General features: G+C 61.3%; 15 protein-coding genes. 9 read left to right on the plus strand and 6 right to left on the minus strand.

Annotated features, from left to right (window positions below; genetic code table 11):
- Window positions 1-247 precede the first annotated feature (247 nt).
- On the plus strand, window positions 248-1,141 hold the full coding sequence (locus LGH70_RS10955) for a transglutaminase-like domain-containing protein (RefSeq protein ID WP_226185466.1): 894 nt from the start codon (window positions 248-250) through the stop codon (window positions 1,139-1,141).
- 168 nt (window positions 1,142-1,309) lie between these two features.
- On the opposite strand, the gene LGH70_RS10960 is transcribed toward LGH70_RS10955, so the two are convergent.
- Together LGH70_RS10960 and LGH70_RS10965 are read right to left on the minus strand one after the other, a co-directional pair.
- On the minus strand, window positions 1,310-1,921 hold the full coding sequence (locus tag LGH70_RS10960; protein WP_226185471.1) for a redoxin domain-containing protein: 612 nt from the start codon (window positions 1,919-1,921) through the stop codon (window positions 1,310-1,312).
- Window positions 1,918-2,607: a 4'-phosphopantetheinyl transferase superfamily protein gene (locus tag LGH70_RS10965; RefSeq protein ID WP_226185476.1), complete on the minus strand. Its 690-nt coding sequence runs from the start codon at window positions 2,605-2,607 to the stop codon at window positions 1,918-1,920. The genes LGH70_RS10960 and LGH70_RS10965 overlap by 4 nt, the downstream gene beginning before the upstream one ends.
- 155 nt (window positions 2,608-2,762) lie before the next feature.
- On the opposite strand from LGH70_RS10965, the gene LGH70_RS10970 reads away from it, so the two are divergent.
- From LGH70_RS10970 to LGH70_RS11000, 7 genes are all read left to right on the plus strand, one after another.
- Entirely contained in the window at window positions 2,763-3,707 is a 945-nt protein-coding gene (locus tag LGH70_RS10970) for a WD40 repeat domain-containing protein (protein WP_226185479.1), read from the plus strand.
- Window positions 3,704-4,717, plus strand: a complete 1,014-nt coding sequence (locus LGH70_RS10975; protein WP_226185481.1) for a DivIVA domain-containing protein — start codon at window positions 3,704-3,706, stop codon at window positions 4,715-4,717. The genes LGH70_RS10970 and LGH70_RS10975 overlap by 4 nt, the downstream gene beginning before the upstream one ends.
- A gap of 151 nt (window positions 4,718-4,868) precedes the next feature.
- Window positions 4,869-5,240, plus strand: a complete 372-nt coding sequence (gene folB / locus LGH70_RS10980) for a dihydroneopterin aldolase (protein ID WP_226185490.1) — start codon at window positions 4,869-4,871, stop codon at window positions 5,238-5,240.
- Between the two features lie 159 nt (window positions 5,241-5,399).
- Window positions 5,400-5,822: a BlaI/MecI/CopY family transcriptional regulator gene (locus LGH70_RS10985; RefSeq protein ID WP_226185492.1), complete on the plus strand. Its 423-nt coding sequence runs from the start codon at window positions 5,400-5,402 to the stop codon at window positions 5,820-5,822.
- Window positions 5,809-8,442, plus strand: a complete 2,634-nt coding sequence (locus LGH70_RS10990) for a M56 family metallopeptidase (RefSeq protein ID WP_226185493.1) — start codon at window positions 5,809-5,811, stop codon at window positions 8,440-8,442. The genes LGH70_RS10985 and LGH70_RS10990 overlap by 14 nt, the downstream gene beginning before the upstream one ends.
- A gap of 131 nt (window positions 8,443-8,573) precedes the next feature.
- Entirely contained in the window at window positions 8,574-11,150 is a 2,577-nt protein-coding gene (locus LGH70_RS10995; protein WP_226185494.1) for a DUF5916 domain-containing protein, read from the plus strand.
- A 9-nt stretch (window positions 11,151-11,159) separates the two neighbouring features.
- Window positions 11,160-11,555 (plus strand): VOC family protein, encoded by a 396-nt coding sequence (locus LGH70_RS11000; RefSeq protein WP_226185495.1) that lies wholly within the window; start codon window positions 11,160-11,162, stop codon window positions 11,553-11,555.
- Here the strand turns inward: LGH70_RS11000 and meaB are convergent.
- Window positions 11,550-12,524: a methylmalonyl Co-A mutase-associated GTPase MeaB gene (gene meaB, locus LGH70_RS11005; RefSeq protein WP_226185496.1), complete on the minus strand. Its 975-nt coding sequence runs from the start codon at window positions 12,522-12,524 to the stop codon at window positions 11,550-11,552. The two genes, LGH70_RS11000 and meaB, sit on opposite strands and share 6 nt — an antisense overlap.
- 192 nt (window positions 12,525-12,716) lie before the next feature.
- Between meaB and LGH70_RS11010 the strand changes: the two genes are divergently transcribed.
- Window positions 12,717-14,117 (plus strand): DUF5723 family protein, encoded by a 1,401-nt coding sequence (locus LGH70_RS11010; RefSeq protein ID WP_226185497.1) that lies wholly within the window; start codon window positions 12,717-12,719, stop codon window positions 14,115-14,117.
- 206 nt (window positions 14,118-14,323) lie between these two features.
- Here LGH70_RS11010 and LGH70_RS11015 read toward each other — a convergent pair whose 3' ends face one another.
- The 3 genes from LGH70_RS11015 to LGH70_RS11025 all read right to left on the minus strand — a co-directional run bounded on the left by LGH70_RS11015 (window position 14,324) and on the right by LGH70_RS11025 (window position 16,621).
- Window positions 14,324-15,427 carry a YncE family protein gene (locus LGH70_RS11015; protein WP_226185498.1) on the minus strand — a complete coding sequence of 368 codons (1,104 nt, stop codon included), beginning with the start codon at window positions 15,425-15,427 and terminating at the stop codon, window positions 14,324-14,326.
- Between the two features lie 142 nt (window positions 15,428-15,569).
- On the minus strand, window positions 15,570-16,106 hold the full coding sequence (locus LGH70_RS11020) for an NUDIX hydrolase (RefSeq protein WP_226185499.1): 537 nt from the start codon (window positions 16,104-16,106) through the stop codon (window positions 15,570-15,572).
- Between the two features lie 89 nt (window positions 16,107-16,195).
- Window positions 16,196-16,621, minus strand: coding sequence for a hypothetical protein (locus tag LGH70_RS11025; protein WP_226185501.1), 426 nt, complete (start codon window positions 16,619-16,621; stop codon window positions 16,196-16,198).
- Window positions 16,622-16,644 lie beyond the last annotated feature (23 nt).

A 16,644-nucleotide genomic window follows, 5' to 3' on the forward strand; every position in this document is an offset into this window, starting at 1 on the left:
GACCGGCCTCTTTCCTTGTGCGAAGCTACTGACAGAGGCGTTGCGGGAGCCGTCCTATGTGGATCAGCACAACCATTCGCCCCGTGGCTGGCGTACTGCGCGTGTAGTACCTTCCTACGGAATTGAACAATATGCCCCGGCGCATATGTTAATCCCGGGCAACCGCCGTGCGGATGCCGTGTCGGTTGCTTTTATTTGCCCTTTCCCGCATTTCGGCGGCCTGTTGTGGGCCGCCTGCTATTCGCTCATGACCAACAAAGAAATTAAGGCGCTTATCTCCCTGCTGGATGATCCGGAAATTGCTCCGCAGATTCAGGACCGTATTCAGACCCTGGGGGAAAGTATTATTCCGTTTTTAGAAGAATCCTGGGAAGAAACCCTCGACCCGCAGCAGCAGCAGCGACTCGAGGATTTGATTCACAACCTGCAGTTCGACGGCCTGCAGCAGCGCCTGCGCGTGTGGCGCGACTCGGGCGGCGAAAACCTGATTGAGGGTATGTGGCTGCTCAACTCCTACCAGTATCCCGACGCCGACCTGCAGGCCCTGAACCGCGCCATCGAGCAGCTGCGCTTCGAGGTCTGGACGCTGCTGCGCCCGGAAATGCACCCCGCCGACCAGATTCAGGTGCTGAACCACGTGCTGTTTCGGGCTCATAAATTTGCGGCTAACACCCAGAACTTCCACTCGCCGGCTAATTCCATGTTGCACCTAGTGCTGGAAACGCGCCGGGGCAACCCGCTGACGCTGTGCGTGATTTATCTGCTGGTAGCTCAGCGGCTGAACCTGCCCATTTTCGGCGTAAACCTGCCCAACCTGTTTGTGCTGACCTACCGACCCGAAGACCGTACGGTGCCCGCCTTCTACATCAACTGCTACAACCGCGGCCTCATCCTGTCGCGCACCGACATTGAGCACTATGTCGCCCAGCTCAACCTCTCGTCCAATGACATCTTTTTCGAGCCCTGCTCACACCTCGACATCGTGCGCCGGGCCCTGCGCAACCTCGTGTTCAGCTTCGAAAAGATGCAGGAACCGGCCAAAGCCGCCGAAGTCAGCAAGCTGCTGGCTATCCTCACCGACGAAAGCGGCGAAGTGACCGACACCGAAGCCAGCGCCACCGAAGAAGGAGACGAGGAGTAGTCTATCAACCACGTGTCCTTGCGAGGAAATATGACATTCCGCGCATTAAGCGGCGGCCATCTGTCCTCTGAAATGTACTGAGTGCCCTTAAATGAAAAGCCCTTTCCTACGCAAGTAGGAAAGGGCTTTCTGGTAAAAGAGAGTTGTCTGTCACTAGCAGAGGAAGAACTAGGGCTTTTTAATCAGGCAGCCGGCAGCGCGCCGCTCGGCAACTCCCACGGGCCGGCCGGCCAGCACGTTGTCCAGGGCCTGGGCCAGGTACTTCTCCTTGGCGTAGGCTTCCACCTGGGCGTTATCGTCGATGGCACCCTTGTAGCGAACCACGAAACCTGTGCCCGAGGGCTCCAGCACCACGGCTTCCGGCGTTTTGGTAGCACCCAGCAGCGCGCTGACCTTCTGCGTTTCGTCGGTCAGGTAAGGATATTCATCGCCCCCGGTCGTTTTCACCTTCAGCTTCTCGGCGTCCGTGGCGTCGGCCGTGGCTTCCAGGTTAATGGGCGTGTTGATAAAAAGAAACTGCACACCCCGGCCGCTATAGGCCGAATTCAACGCATTCAGGCGGCTCTGGTACAGCTTGGAAAAAGCACAGTTCGGGTTGACGAACACCACGACCACGGCCTTGTTTTTGGCGTAGCTGCTGAGCGTAACCGTGGCGTTGGAAGGGCTTTTCAGGCTGAAGTCACTGACCGTGCGGCCATCCTGGGCGCGGGCCACGCCCACGGCAAGGGCGGAGAAAACCAGGGCCATGGCGGCAATAAGCGAAATTCGGCGAAAGGTCATACGGGGGAGTAGGGGCTGAAGGAGGGAGGCACCACGACGTCCTCCACGCAGTACGTGAGGACGTAGTCGGCCGCGAGGCGCTGGTAATGAATCTGGTGTTGGCTGCGGAAGTTTTCTAGCAGCAGGTGCCCCGTCAATACACCTGCCTTCCGCAGCTCAAACGGGTTGAGCCGAATTTGCTCTTTGAACACCAGGCCCCGGCGACTATGCAGCTTATAGAGCGTCTCTTTGGCACTCCAATAGAGACTGTGTTTCGCTACGTCGTCACCGGTGTCGGCCAGCTCGTCTTTCGATAAAAACCTGCTGGCCAACTGTTGCGCTTTGGTGCGTATCAGTTCAATATCTGTGCCAACGCGCCCTTGGGTGGCGACAATAGCGGCCAGCCACTGCCCGGAATGAGACAGGGAAACCGCGTAATCGGGCAGCTGCTCAAAGAAAGGGCGGCCGTTTTCGTCGTTGCGCAGCACGGCTCGTGCTTCCGGATTCACCTGGGCCAGCAGGGCGTGAGCCAGCACCCGGCCCGCCAGCCACTGCAGGGTGCGGTTTTCGTCGCGGGTGGCGGGCTGCAACTGGCTATACAGCTCGGCCCGCGGCACCTGCTTCAGCAAGTCGGCGGGCTGCTCCGTCAGCTGCCACAGGCCCAGCAGGGCGTGTTCGGAAAGCGGCGTAACGGTGTGAAGCGGCATGAGAAAAGATACGGGACGAAGGCCGCGCCGGACTTGGGGGCCGGCAAATATAAGTAGCGCAGCCACTGACAAGAGCCAGATGCGGACTGCGAGTCGAAAACAGGCCTTCCTCATCAAAACTGGCGTATTTTTGCCCTGCATCCTAATCCAACGCCATGCCGCTGCTTTTTCGTCCGGAGGTTCAGAAGCTTGCCACCCTCAGCGGCCACCACGACTGCGTGTACGCCCTCACCGGCTCGGCCACGGATTCGGTGTTTTACTCGGCGGGCGCCGATGGGTTTGTGGTGGCCTGGAACAGCGACGCGCCCGAGCAGGATGGAGAGCTGGTGGCCCGGGTCGAAAACTCGGTGTATGCCCTGCGCTACCTGCCGGGGCGCCACCTGCTGCTGATCGGCCACAACTTTCAGGGGTTGCAGGTAATCGACTTGGGCCAGAAAAAGCTGGTGCACGCCACCGCGCTGCCGCCGGTGGCCATCTTCGACATTGCGTACTTAGAAGCGCAGCAGCGCATTTACGTGGCTATGGCCGATGGGACGCTGGCCGTGCTGCACAGCCAGGATTTTCGCCTGCTCCACCTCGTGCGCCTCTCCGACAAGAGTCTGCGCTGCCTGGCCCTGCACGAGGAGCGCGGTGAGCTGGTCGTGGGGGGCAGCGACCAGCTGATTCGGGTGCTGGACGCCGCTTCTTTACAAGTAAAATTCACGCTCGAAGGCTCGACCAATTCGGTCTTTACGGCCGCCTACTCGCCCGACGGCCGGCAGCTGCTCTCGGCCGGGCGCGATGCCCACCTGCGCATCTGGAACGTGGCCGAGGGCTACCGGGAGCAGCAAAGCATCATTGCCCATCTGTTTGCCATCAACCACCTCGCCTATAGCCCCGACGGGCAGTTTTTTGCCACCTGCAGCATGGACAAATCCATCAAGCTCTGGGAGGCCGAAAGCTTCCGGCTGCTGCGCGTGCTCGACAAGGCCCGGCACGCCGGCCACGGCACTTCGGTGAACAAGTTATTTTGGTCCGGACCGCGGAAACGGCTAGTTTCGTGTAGCGACGACCGAAGTCTTGCCGTGTGGGAGCTGCACGTCGCCCCCAATGCCTTATGAAAATTACCGCCCTCGATATCCGGCAGAAGACCTTTGAAAAAGCTTTCCGGGGCCTCAACAAAGAAGAAGTAGAAGCCTTCCTGGTGACCTTGTCGCAGCAGTGGGAGCGGATGGGCGACGAAAACCGCGAGCTGCGCCTCAAGCTGGAGCACGCCACCCAGGAAGTAAGCAAGATGCGGGAGGTGGAAACCTCGCTGTACCGCACCTTGAAGACGGCCGAGGATACCGGCAACAGCATCACTGAGCAGGCCCAGCGCGACGCCGAGCTGCGGGTGCGCGAAGCCCAGCTCAAGGCCGAGCAGCTGCTGGCCGACGCCCGCCAGAAAGCCCACCACGTGGTAAACGACGCCTACAAGCAGGCCGAGAAAACGGTGGCCGAGATGAAAACCGAGGTGAACGGGCTGGGCCAGGAGTGCCAGCGCCTGGAAGCCCAGATGGAAAGCCTCGTACGCGACCTGCAGCGCCTGGCCAACGATGCCCTCGATAAAGTGGAGAAAGTGAAAGCCCGGCCGAAAACCGAGGCGGCAGCCATCCTTTCGCGGGCGGCAAGCGTAAAGGTGAGCAGACCCGATTCCTCACCTGAAACCGACACTGCCATGTACGTAGGCTCTGCTTCCACTTCTTCCGTAGCCGCCGTAGCGGGCGCCACTGCTGCCACTGTGGGCGGTGTAGCCCTGCGCGACGAGCCCTCGGCCCGCCCTATTGGGCCGCAGCCCGGCAGCTACAACCCCAAGCCCGGCCAGCAGCCCGACCCCGGCGCCCCGGCCCAAACCCCCGGCCCCGATATCGAGCCCATGCGGACGCCGCACGAAAACCCCGGCCACGTCGATCCTTCGCGCATCTATAACCCTGAGCCCTCGCGCGTGCCCGAGCCCAGCGGTCCGCGCATCGAGCCCACGGCCCCCGACATCCAGCCCATTGGCCCCGACCGGCCCGAAATCGTGCAGCCTTCGCCCTCTACCCACCCGGGTATGGCAGCCGCTGAAAAGTCGTTCTTCGACGAAATCTAAACCACGGATTCCTGCGAATTCTGCGGGTTTCGCAGATATTGTAGCCAATTACTATCGAAGCCTGCCTCTCGGGGCAGGCTTTGTCTGTTCTGGTGTACTCCTGCTTTAGGAATAACCACCTCACAAGTTTACCACCTCACAAATTCACCGCATGGGCCAGATTGCACTGGAAGGAATGGAGTTTTTTGCGTTTCACGGTTTCTATGATGAAGAGCAGAAAATCGGCAACAAGTACGGCGTTGACCTCTACATCGACACCAACCTGCACGCGGCCGGCACCTCCGACAAGCTCGATGCCACGGTGAACTACGAGGTGCTCTACCGGGTGGTGGCCGAGGAGATGCGCGCCCCGGCCCGGTTGCTGGAGCACGTCGGCTACCGGGTGATGGACCGCGTGATGCAGGAGTTTCCGCACGTGAAGTCAGTGAAGGTTTCGGTGTCGAAGTTCAACCCGCCGCTGGGCGGCATCTGCCACCGGGCCCGCGTAACGCTGAAGCGCAAGCGGGCCAAGGAGCAGCCGTAGCCGTGTTTTTTGCCGACTTCCAAAAACCAGCCCGGGGGCTGGTTTTTCTGTTGTGTAGCTAGTTGTACGAAATAAATCGTAGGTAAAATTTGCTTCTACGATTTACTTCGTATATGTTTGATGTACGAAGTAGTTCGTATCAAGAAAAGCACCCCCGTTATGAGTAAGGTACCCCTTCCTAAACCCACCGAATCGGAACTTGAAATCCTGCAGGTGCTCTGGCAGCACGGCCCCTGCACCGTCCGGTTCGTGAACGACGAGCTGAGCCAGAAGCGCGAAGTAGGCTACACCACCACTCTGAAGCTGCTGCAACTTATGCTCGACAAGGGCCTGGTGCTGCGCGACGACGACAGCCGTACCCACGTGTACCGCGCCGCCGTGCGGCAGGAAGAAACCCAGGGCATGCTGCTCGACCGATTTGTGGAGGCTGCCTTCGGGGGCTCGGCTATGAAGCTGGTGATGCAGGCCCTGGGCAACCGCCGCACCTCGAAAGAGGAGCTGCGCCAGATTCGGACGCTGCTGAACGAAATCGAACAGGACAAACCCGAAACTGAGAAAGGAGGCCCCGATGAACTGGCTTGAGAACGTACTGTCGCCGGAGCTCGTCCGGGCCGTGGGCTGGACCATTGTGCATTCCCTCTGGCAGGGTGCCGTCGTAGGCTTGGCGTTGGTGGGGCTGTTGCTGGTGCTGCGCCGGCACTCGGCTCAGGTGCGCTATAACGTGGCCGGCCTGGCCCTGATAACCATGCTCGGGCTGGCGCTGGCCACGTTTGGCCGCCACTACGCCGTGGCCCTGGCCCGCACGGCCGCCGCTCCGGCTGCCATTCCCGCCGCCAGTGCTGCCGCTGACCAGCCCACGACGCTCAACCTGCCGGAAACAGCCGCGGCTACGTCGGCGCTGGTAGCCGAGCAGTCGGTTTCCCTGCTCGAAACCGGCCGGCAGTACTTCGACCAGCATTTGCCCCTGATTGTGGCCGCCTGGTTTCTGGGGCTGCTGGCCATGACGCTACGCATGCTCGGCGGCCTGGCGTATGTGCAGCGTCTGCGCCACTACCGCGTCGAGCCGTTATCGGAGCAGTGGAACGAGCGGTTTAAGGTACTGGCCGACCGCGCCGGCCTCAAGCGCACCGTGACCCTGCTGGAGTCGGCGCTGGTGAAGGCCCCGCTAGTGGCGGGCCACCTCAAGCCCGTGATTCTGCTGCCGCTGGGCACTGTGTTGGGGTTGAGTCAGGCACAGCTGGAAGCCATTCTGGCCCACGAACTGGCCCATATTGCCCGCCGCGACTACCTGATGAACATTCTGCAGTCGATGGCCGAAATCCTGTTCTTCTACCATCCGGCCGTGTGGTTTATTACGGCCTGCCTGCGCACCGAGCGCGAAAACTGCTGCGACGACGAGGCTACCGCCATCTGCGGCGACCCGCTGACGCTGGCCAAGGCCCTGGCCGCCCTGGCCGAAATGGGACAGAACGTGTATCCTACGCCTCAGCTGGCTTTGTCAGCCGTTGGACCCGATGGCTCGTTGATGGGCCGCATCCGGCGGCTAGTACAGCGCCGCGCTGCGCCTACCTTCTCCGAAGGCTTTATGGCCGCTCTGGTCGTAATCGGTGGAATGGCGCTGATTGGCCTGACCACCGTGGTATCGATGGCTAACCCGCGGCCCTGGCCCGACAAGGCCAAGGAGCTAGTGGGCGCCGTATTCGGGCCCGAAAACAGCATCTGGGCTAACAGCTTGCACGCACTGCAGCTCGGTACCCTGCCCGAACTGGCTCCTTCTGAGTTGCCGGCCCCGCCACCGCCCGCCGCTTTTGGCGACGACGATGACGACAAGAAGAAGCGTAAGAACAAGTCGAAAGACGATAAGCACACGGTGATTGTGCGCGACGCCAACGAGGGCGAAACCCTGCGCCGCGGCAAAGACGGCGGTACGGTGGTCGTGAAGCGCGATAAGAAAGGCCGGGTTACGGAACTGTACGTCGATGGGCAGCGCATTGAGATGGAGGAAGGCAGCAAGCAAAAGGCCAAGGCCAACAGCACCGAAATCATCCGGCTGGCTCCTGGCAGCCGCGCCAGCCGCAGCCGCTCCAGCTCCAGGTCGAACTTCAACTTCGACTACGACACCCGTAACTACGGCATGTCGGCCCGCGACCAGGAAGAGCTACGCAGCTCAATGCGTCGTTTGGAGCAGGATCTGAGCCGTAATGAAGATGCCATCCAGCGCAGTCTGGCCCTGGCCCAGGTGTTTACCGACGGCAGCCGCGTTGAGGTGCGGACCGGGAAAGGCGCCGTTATCAGCAATACCGACAAGGTAGCCGCCAAAGCCCTGCTCGACGCCGAGCGTTCCTTGCGGGAAGCGGAGCGCAACGAAACCGATTCGGAAGCCCGCGAAAAAATCAGGGAGGAGCTGGACCGTCTGCGTGAGAAGCGCGAGGAGCTGCGCGCCCGGCAGGAAGAAGCCCGCAGCCGCGAGCTGGAAGCCGGCCAGGCCGACCGGGAACGGGCTCAGGCAGAGCGCGAGCGGCAGCAGCTCGAACGGGAGCGGGCCCAGGTAGAGCGCGACCGGCTCCGGGCCGAGCGTGACAAGGAGCGCGCCATCCAGGACGAGCACAACCGCAAGGTAGAGGAAGGTATTGTGGATGAGCTGGTGAAGGACAACCTGATCAAAGACCGGAAATACTTTCAGTTTGTGCTCAAGGCCAACGAGATGATCGTTGACGGGCAGAAGCAGCCGGAAGCAGTGCAGGCGAAATACCGCAAGCTGTTCGAGGAAGGCACTGGCCGCGCCCTGAGTGCCAGCAGCTCGGTGTTGTTCAGCAACGCGGGCGGCAACGTCAACCGAATTTATTCCAGCAATTCGAGCAGCACTAAATACGGTTCTACGCCTCCCTCGCCCCCGGCCGTACCCCGTGCACCCCGCGCCCCGCGCACTAGCCTGGCGCCGCTGGGGCCTACGCCGCCGGCTCCGCCCCGGGTGCCACGGGCACCCCGCAACGTGAAATTCAACTCGGTGGCCCTGGGCGACCAACTGCGCAAAGACGGCCTTATCGATGCCAATGCCCGCTCATACCAAGTGCAGCTGAACGCGTCGGGAATGGTGGTAAACGGGCAGAAGCAGTCCGAGGAAACGGCCAAGCGCTACCGGGAGTTGCTCGGCAAAAACGAGGGCACGAATTTCAATATGGATGTCGTGATTACCGAATAGCCTGCGCGGCTTCAGAAAGGGCCTGCCCAACGGCAGGCCCTTTTTTTATGCCTTCGCCCTGGGTGTTGAGCAACCATTAGCCATCGGCTATCATCTATTCACGCACTCTCCATCTCCTTCATCCGGCATTCATGCGTTTACGTGTACTTCTCTGTTGTTGTGTAGGGCTGCTCACGTACCAGGCTACCGCGCAGACTACTGCTGCCGCCGATGCCGCGGCCGCCAAAGTACTGGCCCCCAAGAAGCAGCTCAACGCGGTGCGCATCACCGAGGCCATTAAGCTGGACGGGCAGCTGGATGAAGCCAGCTGGCAGCAGGCACCCATGGCCACCGACTTTATCCAGAACCGCCCTAACCCCGGCCCGCCCGAAAAGCACAAAACCGAGGTGCGCGTACTCTACGACGATAATAACCTCTACATCGGGGCCATTATGCACGACGTATCCGGCGACTCAATTCTGCGGGAGCTGACGGCGCGCGACAACTTCGGCAACACCGACTTTATCGGCATTTTCCTGGATACCTACCACGACAAGCTCAATGGCTACGGCTTTTTCGTGACTACCGGCGGCGTGCAGATGGACTGCCGCTACTCGCCAGCGGGCGGGGAGGATTTCAACTGGAATGCCGTCTGGGACTCGCGCACCACCGTGAAGGGCAAGGACTGGTACGCCGAAATGCGGATTCCCTACTCGGCCATCCGCTTTAGCAACCTGCCCGAGCAGCGCTGGGGCCTCAACTTTATGCGCCAGCGCAAGCGCGACAATCAGGCCTTTTTCTGGAACGAGGTGAAGCCCGCCGTCGATGGCTTCGTGAACCAGTGGGGCACGCTCGAAGGCATCCGGGACGTAAAGCCGCCCCTGCGCCTCTCGCTCACGCCCTACGTGTCGGGCTACGTGAACCACAACCCGCTGACGGAAGAAGGCACGCGCCGCACCACGACCAGCTTCAACGGCGGGGCCGACATCAAGTGGGGCATCAACGAAAGCTTCACCCTGGATGCCACGCTGGTGCCCGACTTCGGGCAGGTGCAGAGCGACAACCAGGTGCTCAACCTCTCGCCCTTCGAAGTGCAGTTCAATGAGAACCGTCAGTTTTTTACCGAAGGCACCGAGCTGTTCAACAAGGGCAACCTGTTCTACTCGCGCCGCGTGGGGGCCACGCCCATCGGCTTCTACAATATTGGCGATACAGAGACGGAGAAGGTAGTGAAAAACCCGCAGGAAACCCGCCTGCTGAATGCCACCAAAGTGTCGGGGCGCACGAGCAAGGGCCTGGGCATCGGCGTGTTCAATGCCGCCTCGAACGATGTGTACGCCACGTTCCGCAACAAGGAAACCGGCGAGGAGCGCCAGCAGCTGACCCAGCCGTTCAGCAATTACAACATTGCCGTGCTCGACCAGAGCCTGAAGAACAACTCCTACGTGTCGCTCATCAACACCAACGTCACGCGCTTTGGCCGCACCTACGACGCCAACGTGACGGGCGGCCTGTTCCGGTTTGCCAACAAGAAAAACTCCTACGCCGTGGATGGCCGCCTGGTGTACTCGCGCCGCCGCGGCCACGTGTTTCACGAAGAAGACCTAATCAGTGACCGGGACGGCTACAAGTACCAAATCGGGGTGAGCAAAATCAGCGGCAGCTTTACCTGGGGCGTGAATCACGGCATTGAGTCGCACAGCTACAACCCGAACGATTTGGGCATCCTGTTCGGCAACAACAACATTTCCCAGGGCATCTACGGCAACTACAACCACTACAAGCCCTTCTGGAAGGTCAACAACTTCTATTCCTACTTCGGCCTCGACCAGTCGTTTCTCTACAAGCCCACGCTCTACCAGAAAACCAACCTCTACGGCGGCGCCAACACGACTTTCACCAAAAGTTTCCTCACGGTGGGTTTCAACTTCGACGTGAATCCCATCAACCGGGACTACTTCGAGCCCCGCCAGTCGCCGCTGGGCGACTACTACGTGCGGGTACCGGCCAACGGCAACCTCGGCGCCTTCCTGTCGTCGGACTACCGCAAAAAGCTGGCCTGGGACCTGAACGGCGGCATTCGGGTGTATAAGGAGGAAGACCGGTTTGAGCGGGCCCGTCGCCTGGGCATCGGCTTTGGTGTGTCGCCGCGCTACCGCGTCAACAACAAGCTCAACTTCCGTTACAGCCTCGACTGGAGCACCAACCGCAACCAGATGGGCTACGTGAACCCTTCGTCCGGCGACGACGGCAGCCTGAGCGACCAGTACCCCGAGGATGCCGCCGTGCTGAAGGAATTTCCGCGGGCCGTGCTGCTGGGCCGCCGCCGCGTGGTCACGGTGTCGAACGTGTTGCAGGCGGCTTACACCTTTACCAACCGTATGTCGCTCACGGTGCGCACCCGCCACTACACCAGCACGGTGCGCTACCTCGATTTTGCCCGCCTGAACCCCGGTGGCGACGAAGCACCGGTGGCCTACACCCGCAACCGCGACAACACCTTCGATGCCTTCAACGTGGATGCCGTGTACTCGTGGTGGTTTGCGCCCGGCTCCCAGGTCAGCATCGTCTGGAAAAACGCCGGCTCCAGCTTCCTGCAGGCCAACGAAGCCACGCCGCTATACTTCGACAACCTGAGCAACATCATCAACACGCCCCATAACAACTCGGTGTCGGTGAAAATCCTGTATTACCTCGACTACCTTGCCCTGCGGCCCCGCCGGGCGTAAGTTCTTCCTATGGCGCTCCACCTGGGTTCCGTGGCTTTGCTGGTGCGCGACTACGACGAAGCCCTGGCTTATTACGTCGGGGTGCTGGGCTTCCGGCTACTGGAAGATACCGACCTGGGCCAGGGCAAGCGCTGGGTGCGCATAGCCCCGCCGGGCGCCGAAACCGGGCTGCTGTTGGCGCAGGCCAAAGGCGACGTTCAGGAAAAAGCCATTGGCAACCAGAGTGGGGGCCGGGTTTTCCTGTTTCTGCATACCCCTGATTTTTGGGCCGACTATGCCCGGTTAAAAGCCCGTGGCGTACAGTTTCTGGAAGAGCCCCGGTTGGAAAGCTACGGCCACGTGGCCGTGTTTGCCGACCTATACGGCAACCGGTGGGATTTGCTGGAAAGCTCCGCCGCGCTATAAGCCCAGCAGCTCGGCCGCCGCGCCAAACGCCGACTTGCTGCCCTCAATAACCTGCTGCCGGAGTGTGGGCAGGTGCTCCTGCACGGCGGGACGGGCGTAAAACTGCTGCTCCAGGCCCTGCCGGATGGCCTCGTAGAGCCAGTGCAGGTTCTGCTCCTGGCGGCGGCGCTGGAAGTAGCCGCTGGTCTGGGTTTGCTGCACGTACTTTTCCACCACCTGCCACACCTCGGCCACGCCCGCGCCGGTCACCGCCGAGCTGGTCGTCACCACCGGGTTCCAGCCCGAGGGCGCCAGCGGAAACAGGTGCAGAGCATTCTGGTACTCGCGGCGGGCCAGCTTGGCCGCCGTCTCGTTCTGGCCATCCGACTTGGTGATGGTCACGGCGTCGGCCATTTCCATAATGCCTTTCTTGATGCCTTGCAGCTCGTCGCCGGCCCCGGCTAGCATCAGCAGCAGAAAAAAATCGACCATGCCGTGCACGGCGGTTTCGCTCTGGCCTACGCCCACGGTTTCGATGAAAATCACGTCGTGGCCGGCGGCTTCGCACAAAATCATGGCCTCACGGGTGCTACGTGTGACTCCGCCCAGGGAGCGGCCCGCCGGCGAGGGGCGGATGTAGGCCCGCGCGTGGGCCGCCAGCTGGTTCATGCGGGTTTTGTCGCCCAAGATGCTGCCGCCGCTACGCTGACTCGTGGGGTCGACGGCCAGCACGGCCAGGCGCTTGCCCTGCCCGAGCAGCTGCAGGCCCAGAGCTTCGATAAACGTGCTTTTGCCCACGCCCGGTACGCCCGTGATGCCCACCCGCACCGAGCGGCCGGCGTGGGGTAGCACCCGGTCCAGCACCTGCTGGGCCAGCTGCTGGTCGGAGGCCAGGGTGCTTTCCACCAGCGTAATGGCCCGGCTCAGCACCATGCGGTTACCGGCCAGGATGCCGTCGGCGTACTCATCAACGGAAAAGCGCTTGGCCAAAGGAGAAGGTGTTTGAAAGAAAATACCGGGGAGGAGCGTTTACATTTGCCAGCGCCACCACCGCTGCCGCCTGCAAAATACTAGGCGCAAGTTAGAATGCGCCCACTTGCTGGTCAGGTATACGTACGCCTTGAATGCCGTTATCAGCCGCCAATCAGCCGGTTGCCACTCTTATACGCTGTGCCCTGCCCTATGAAAAATATTCGTTTCGCCCTGAGTGCCGGCCTGTGGCTGGCCGCCGCTACCGGCCTGCGGGCCCAGACTGAGCTGAATTCCTTTTCCATCGTGGGGCGCGGGGGCGTGGCCAATACGTTCGCCAACGACTACCAGGCCCTGGGCGTGAACCCGGCCAACCTGGCGCGCTCCAACAATGCCATTGTGGCCTTCACCATCGGGGAAGGCGGCGTGGGCGTGGGCTCCGAGTCGCTGACGCGGGCCCAGATCCGCACGTTTCTGCGCAACTCCGACCAGCCGCTGACTACCGCCGAGAAGCGCGACCTGGCCCGGTCTTTCACCTCCGACAACGCCCTGAACCTGAATGCCGACGTCACGTCCGTCGCCATTTCGGCCTCCTTCCCGATTCTGGGCAGCTTTGCCTTCAGCAACCGGCAGCGCATCGTGGGGCACATGGCCCTCAACCAGAACGCGGCCGAAATCCTGTTTCTGGGGCAGGAGGCACCAATTTATGCCAACTACGACCCGGCCACTTCCCCGCTGATAACTGAGGCTCTGGCCGGCACCGCGTTTCAGGGCACCTGGTACAACGAGTTCAACTTCGCCTTTGCCCGCCGCCTTATTACGCTGCCCCTGTTTCGGCTGTCGGGCGGGGTGGGCTACCGCTACATCCAGGGCGTGGGCGTGGTCGACGTGCGCGTTGAATCCGGCCAGCTGGAGGCCTACAGCGCCGTGTCGCCCATCTTCAAGCTGGACTACGGCAAGCTGGTGAACAATACCTCGTTCAACTTCGAGGAGCGGGCCAGCGGCCTGCAGCCGGTGGGCAAGGGCAACGGCTTCGACCTAGGCGTGGCCCTGGAAGCGGGCAAAATGCTGCGCCTGGGCCTCTCGGTCACCGACCTGGGCAAAATGACCTGGGAGGGTAACCTGCTCACGGCCTCCGACCAGAAGCTCAAAAAGCTGCAGTCGGATGGGGTGAGCAGTGCCGACTTTCTGAGCGAAGCGGCCCGCATCTTCGCCTCCGGCACCGACAGCGTGCTGACCTACAAGCCCAGTCAGGAGCGCACCGCCCAGCTGCCCACCAAGCTGCGGGCCGGGGCCGGGCTGCGCATCTCCAACAGCCTGGAGCTGGGCCTGGACGTGACGCTGCCGCTCAACGAGGTAGCCGGCAACATCACCGCGCCCTTCGTCGGAGCCGGCATCGACTACAAGCCCGTGCGCTACCTGCGCCTGAGCAGCGGCGTGGCGGGCGGGGCCGGCTACGGCTTTGCGCTGCCCCTGGGCGTGGCCTTCACCACCAGCCTCTATGAGTTCGGTGTCAGCACCCGCGACCTGCCGGGCCTATTGTCCGACAAGAAGCCGTATGCCTCCGTAGCCGCTGGCTTCGTGCGGTTCCGGTTCGGGGAGATAAAAGACTGATTTGCTGTTTGTCGGCTGTCATTCTTCATCTGGTGTACGCTTTGCGAAGGACCTTCCTTCCCTGAGTGATATGCTCTATCTAAAGCCAAAAAGCCCTTTACCATTGGTGTGGTAAAGGGCTTTTGTGTTGGTACAAACTGAAGTGGGATAGGCGAGGAACGTCCTTCGTTACGCTTTGCTTCACTCAGGATGATAGGCGAAAAAAACTACCGTACAAAATTCGGGAGGCCCAGCTTACTGCGGCGGCCACCGAGCTTCAGACCGTCATCCACGTAGCCGCAGGCTTTGCCGGCCGCGTTGGGGTCTTTGATAACGCCCAGAAACGGGTTGTCTTCGCGGGCCACGTAAATTTTGCCGTCGGGGCCCAGCTGCAGGGAGCCGATCTTGCGGTTGGCGGAGGTGCCGATTTTTACCGCGTTTTCCTTGCTTTTGGTTTTCAGGTCGAACTGCCACACCTCGGCCTGTCCACCGCCCTTGCCGTTGCAGGTGCCGTAGAGTTTGGTGCCGTCGGGCGAGAATTCCACGCCGTAGGCTTCTTCGTAAGTGCCAAACTGGCGCGGGTTGCTCACTTTGCCGGTGGTGTTGTCGAAGTCGAATACCTCGAACTTGTTGCTTTCCCGCCACAGAGCCGAGGCTATTTTGGAGCCGTCGGGCGAGAACTTGATGCACCCAATGGCGTTGCGGCCGGGACCGGCGTTCATGCTGCCTACGTTGCTCAGAATCGGCTTGGTTTCGACGCCCTCGGCCGTGACGAGGTACGACACGAAGGCGTTGGAGTTCCAGCGGTGGCCTACCACCCAGATGTCGCGGCCGTTCTTGTGCTTCACGGCGGCCAGCTTCTCGGCCACGGGCGAAATGAGCAGCATGTTGGCGCGGGGCACGTCGCCGAAGCCGCCCTCACGCGTCATATCCACCACCGAGTAGCGCATACCGTTCTTGCCGCCCTGGGGCGCAACGGTGAAGATGTAGAACACGTTGCCGCTGCCCGGGTCGGGCACAATCAGGGCGCTCTGGGCGCTTGATTTGCTGCCCATCAGGCCCTTGCCGTTCAGCATCACCTGGTGCTTGCGGTTGTATACCACCTCGCCATCGGTGTAGAACAGCAGCTGGCCCTGAGCGTTGGTCGCCACCGACGAGCCCTCGTAGGTGCTCATCTTGTTGTCGAGCAGGGGAGTAGGGGCGGCGGTGCCCGAAAACTTCAGGCCGGCTTGCCCGCCAAAGTACCAGATAGATTGCTCGCCCTGGGCCCAGGCGGTGGCTGGCGCGGCAAAAGAGGCGAGGAAAAGCAGAAAAAAGGACAGGCGTTTCATACGGTTCAGGAGCGGCACGGACGAATGGTGGTGGTCGGCGCCGCGGCAAAGTAAGAATTGAAATCCGTGCCAAAGTGCGCGAGCACTCTTCCGATAGGCTACGGCCGCCATTCCGCCCATCTTTTCGGCTGGGCTGCGTGCGTTACACGTCCCACTCGCCGGCCAGCAGGCGGGCCACCAGCGGCTGAATAATGCGGTAGCTGGCGCCCCACAGCTGGTAGGGGCCCACGCGGTAATAATCGACGAGCATCTGTTCGGGCCAGCCCGGCAGCTGCCACCATTCCTGAACATGGGTAGCGGGGTCGGCGAGGGTACGCAGGCTGATTTCGAGCACTTCGGCAATTTCGGGCTGCTGGCACCACCACACCGCCGGCCGCCGGATGCGGCCCAGAAACGGCGCGATGTGGAAGCCGCCGGTGAAGGTGTTGAGCTCGGGCAGGGCGGTGAGAATCTGCACGTCTTCGGGGCGCAGGCCTACTTCTTCCTCGGCCTCGCGCAGGGCCGTGGCCAGTAGGGAGGCATCCTCTGGGTCGCGCTTGCCGCCGGGAAATGCCAGCTGCCCGCCGTGCATACCCCGCTCCCCGCGCCGCACCAGCACCAGCTGCAACTCACCGGCCGCGTCGCGGTACACGGGCACCAGCACTGCCGATTCGCGCAGGGTAATGGAAAGTGGATTCATATTTTGCTTTTAGCAGAGGATATAGTAACACAGAACAGGAAAAGTGTTCTGTTGCTAACTGGTACTTTCTGCCTGGGTTACTCGGTTACTTAGCGTACATAATGATCTTCGAAGGCTTGGGTATAGCCGTCTTTCGGGTCGCCCAAGGGGCGCTCAAAGCTGAGCGTAAGGGTGTGCTCAGTCAGGTTTTTGATGCGGGCTTTGTTGCTGGGGACAGGCAGGAAATACAGCATATCACCTTCCACCTTGATCTGATTCAGGCTTCCCTCTTTATTGGTCTTCTTATCGACATACTGTAGCGTCGTTGCCGTAAGATCCATGTAGTACGGCGTTGGATCCACCGACGGCTTCTGGGATATTTGCTTGCCCGTGGCATCATAGGTGTAATCCATGCTGTCTTTGTACTCCCAGCGGCCTTCCAGCGCGGGAACGGGCTTCACTTCCTCCTTTTCCTTCTTGCAGGCAGTAAAGAATACGAGCAAACTTACCAAAAACAGCGAGGCGATACGAGGCATCTTATGGGTAGATAAAGGGTAAT

The organism is Hymenobacter nitidus, assembly GCF_020447315.1.
GTDB lineage: Bacteria > Bacteroidota > Bacteroidia > Cytophagales > Hymenobacteraceae > Hymenobacter > Hymenobacter nitidus.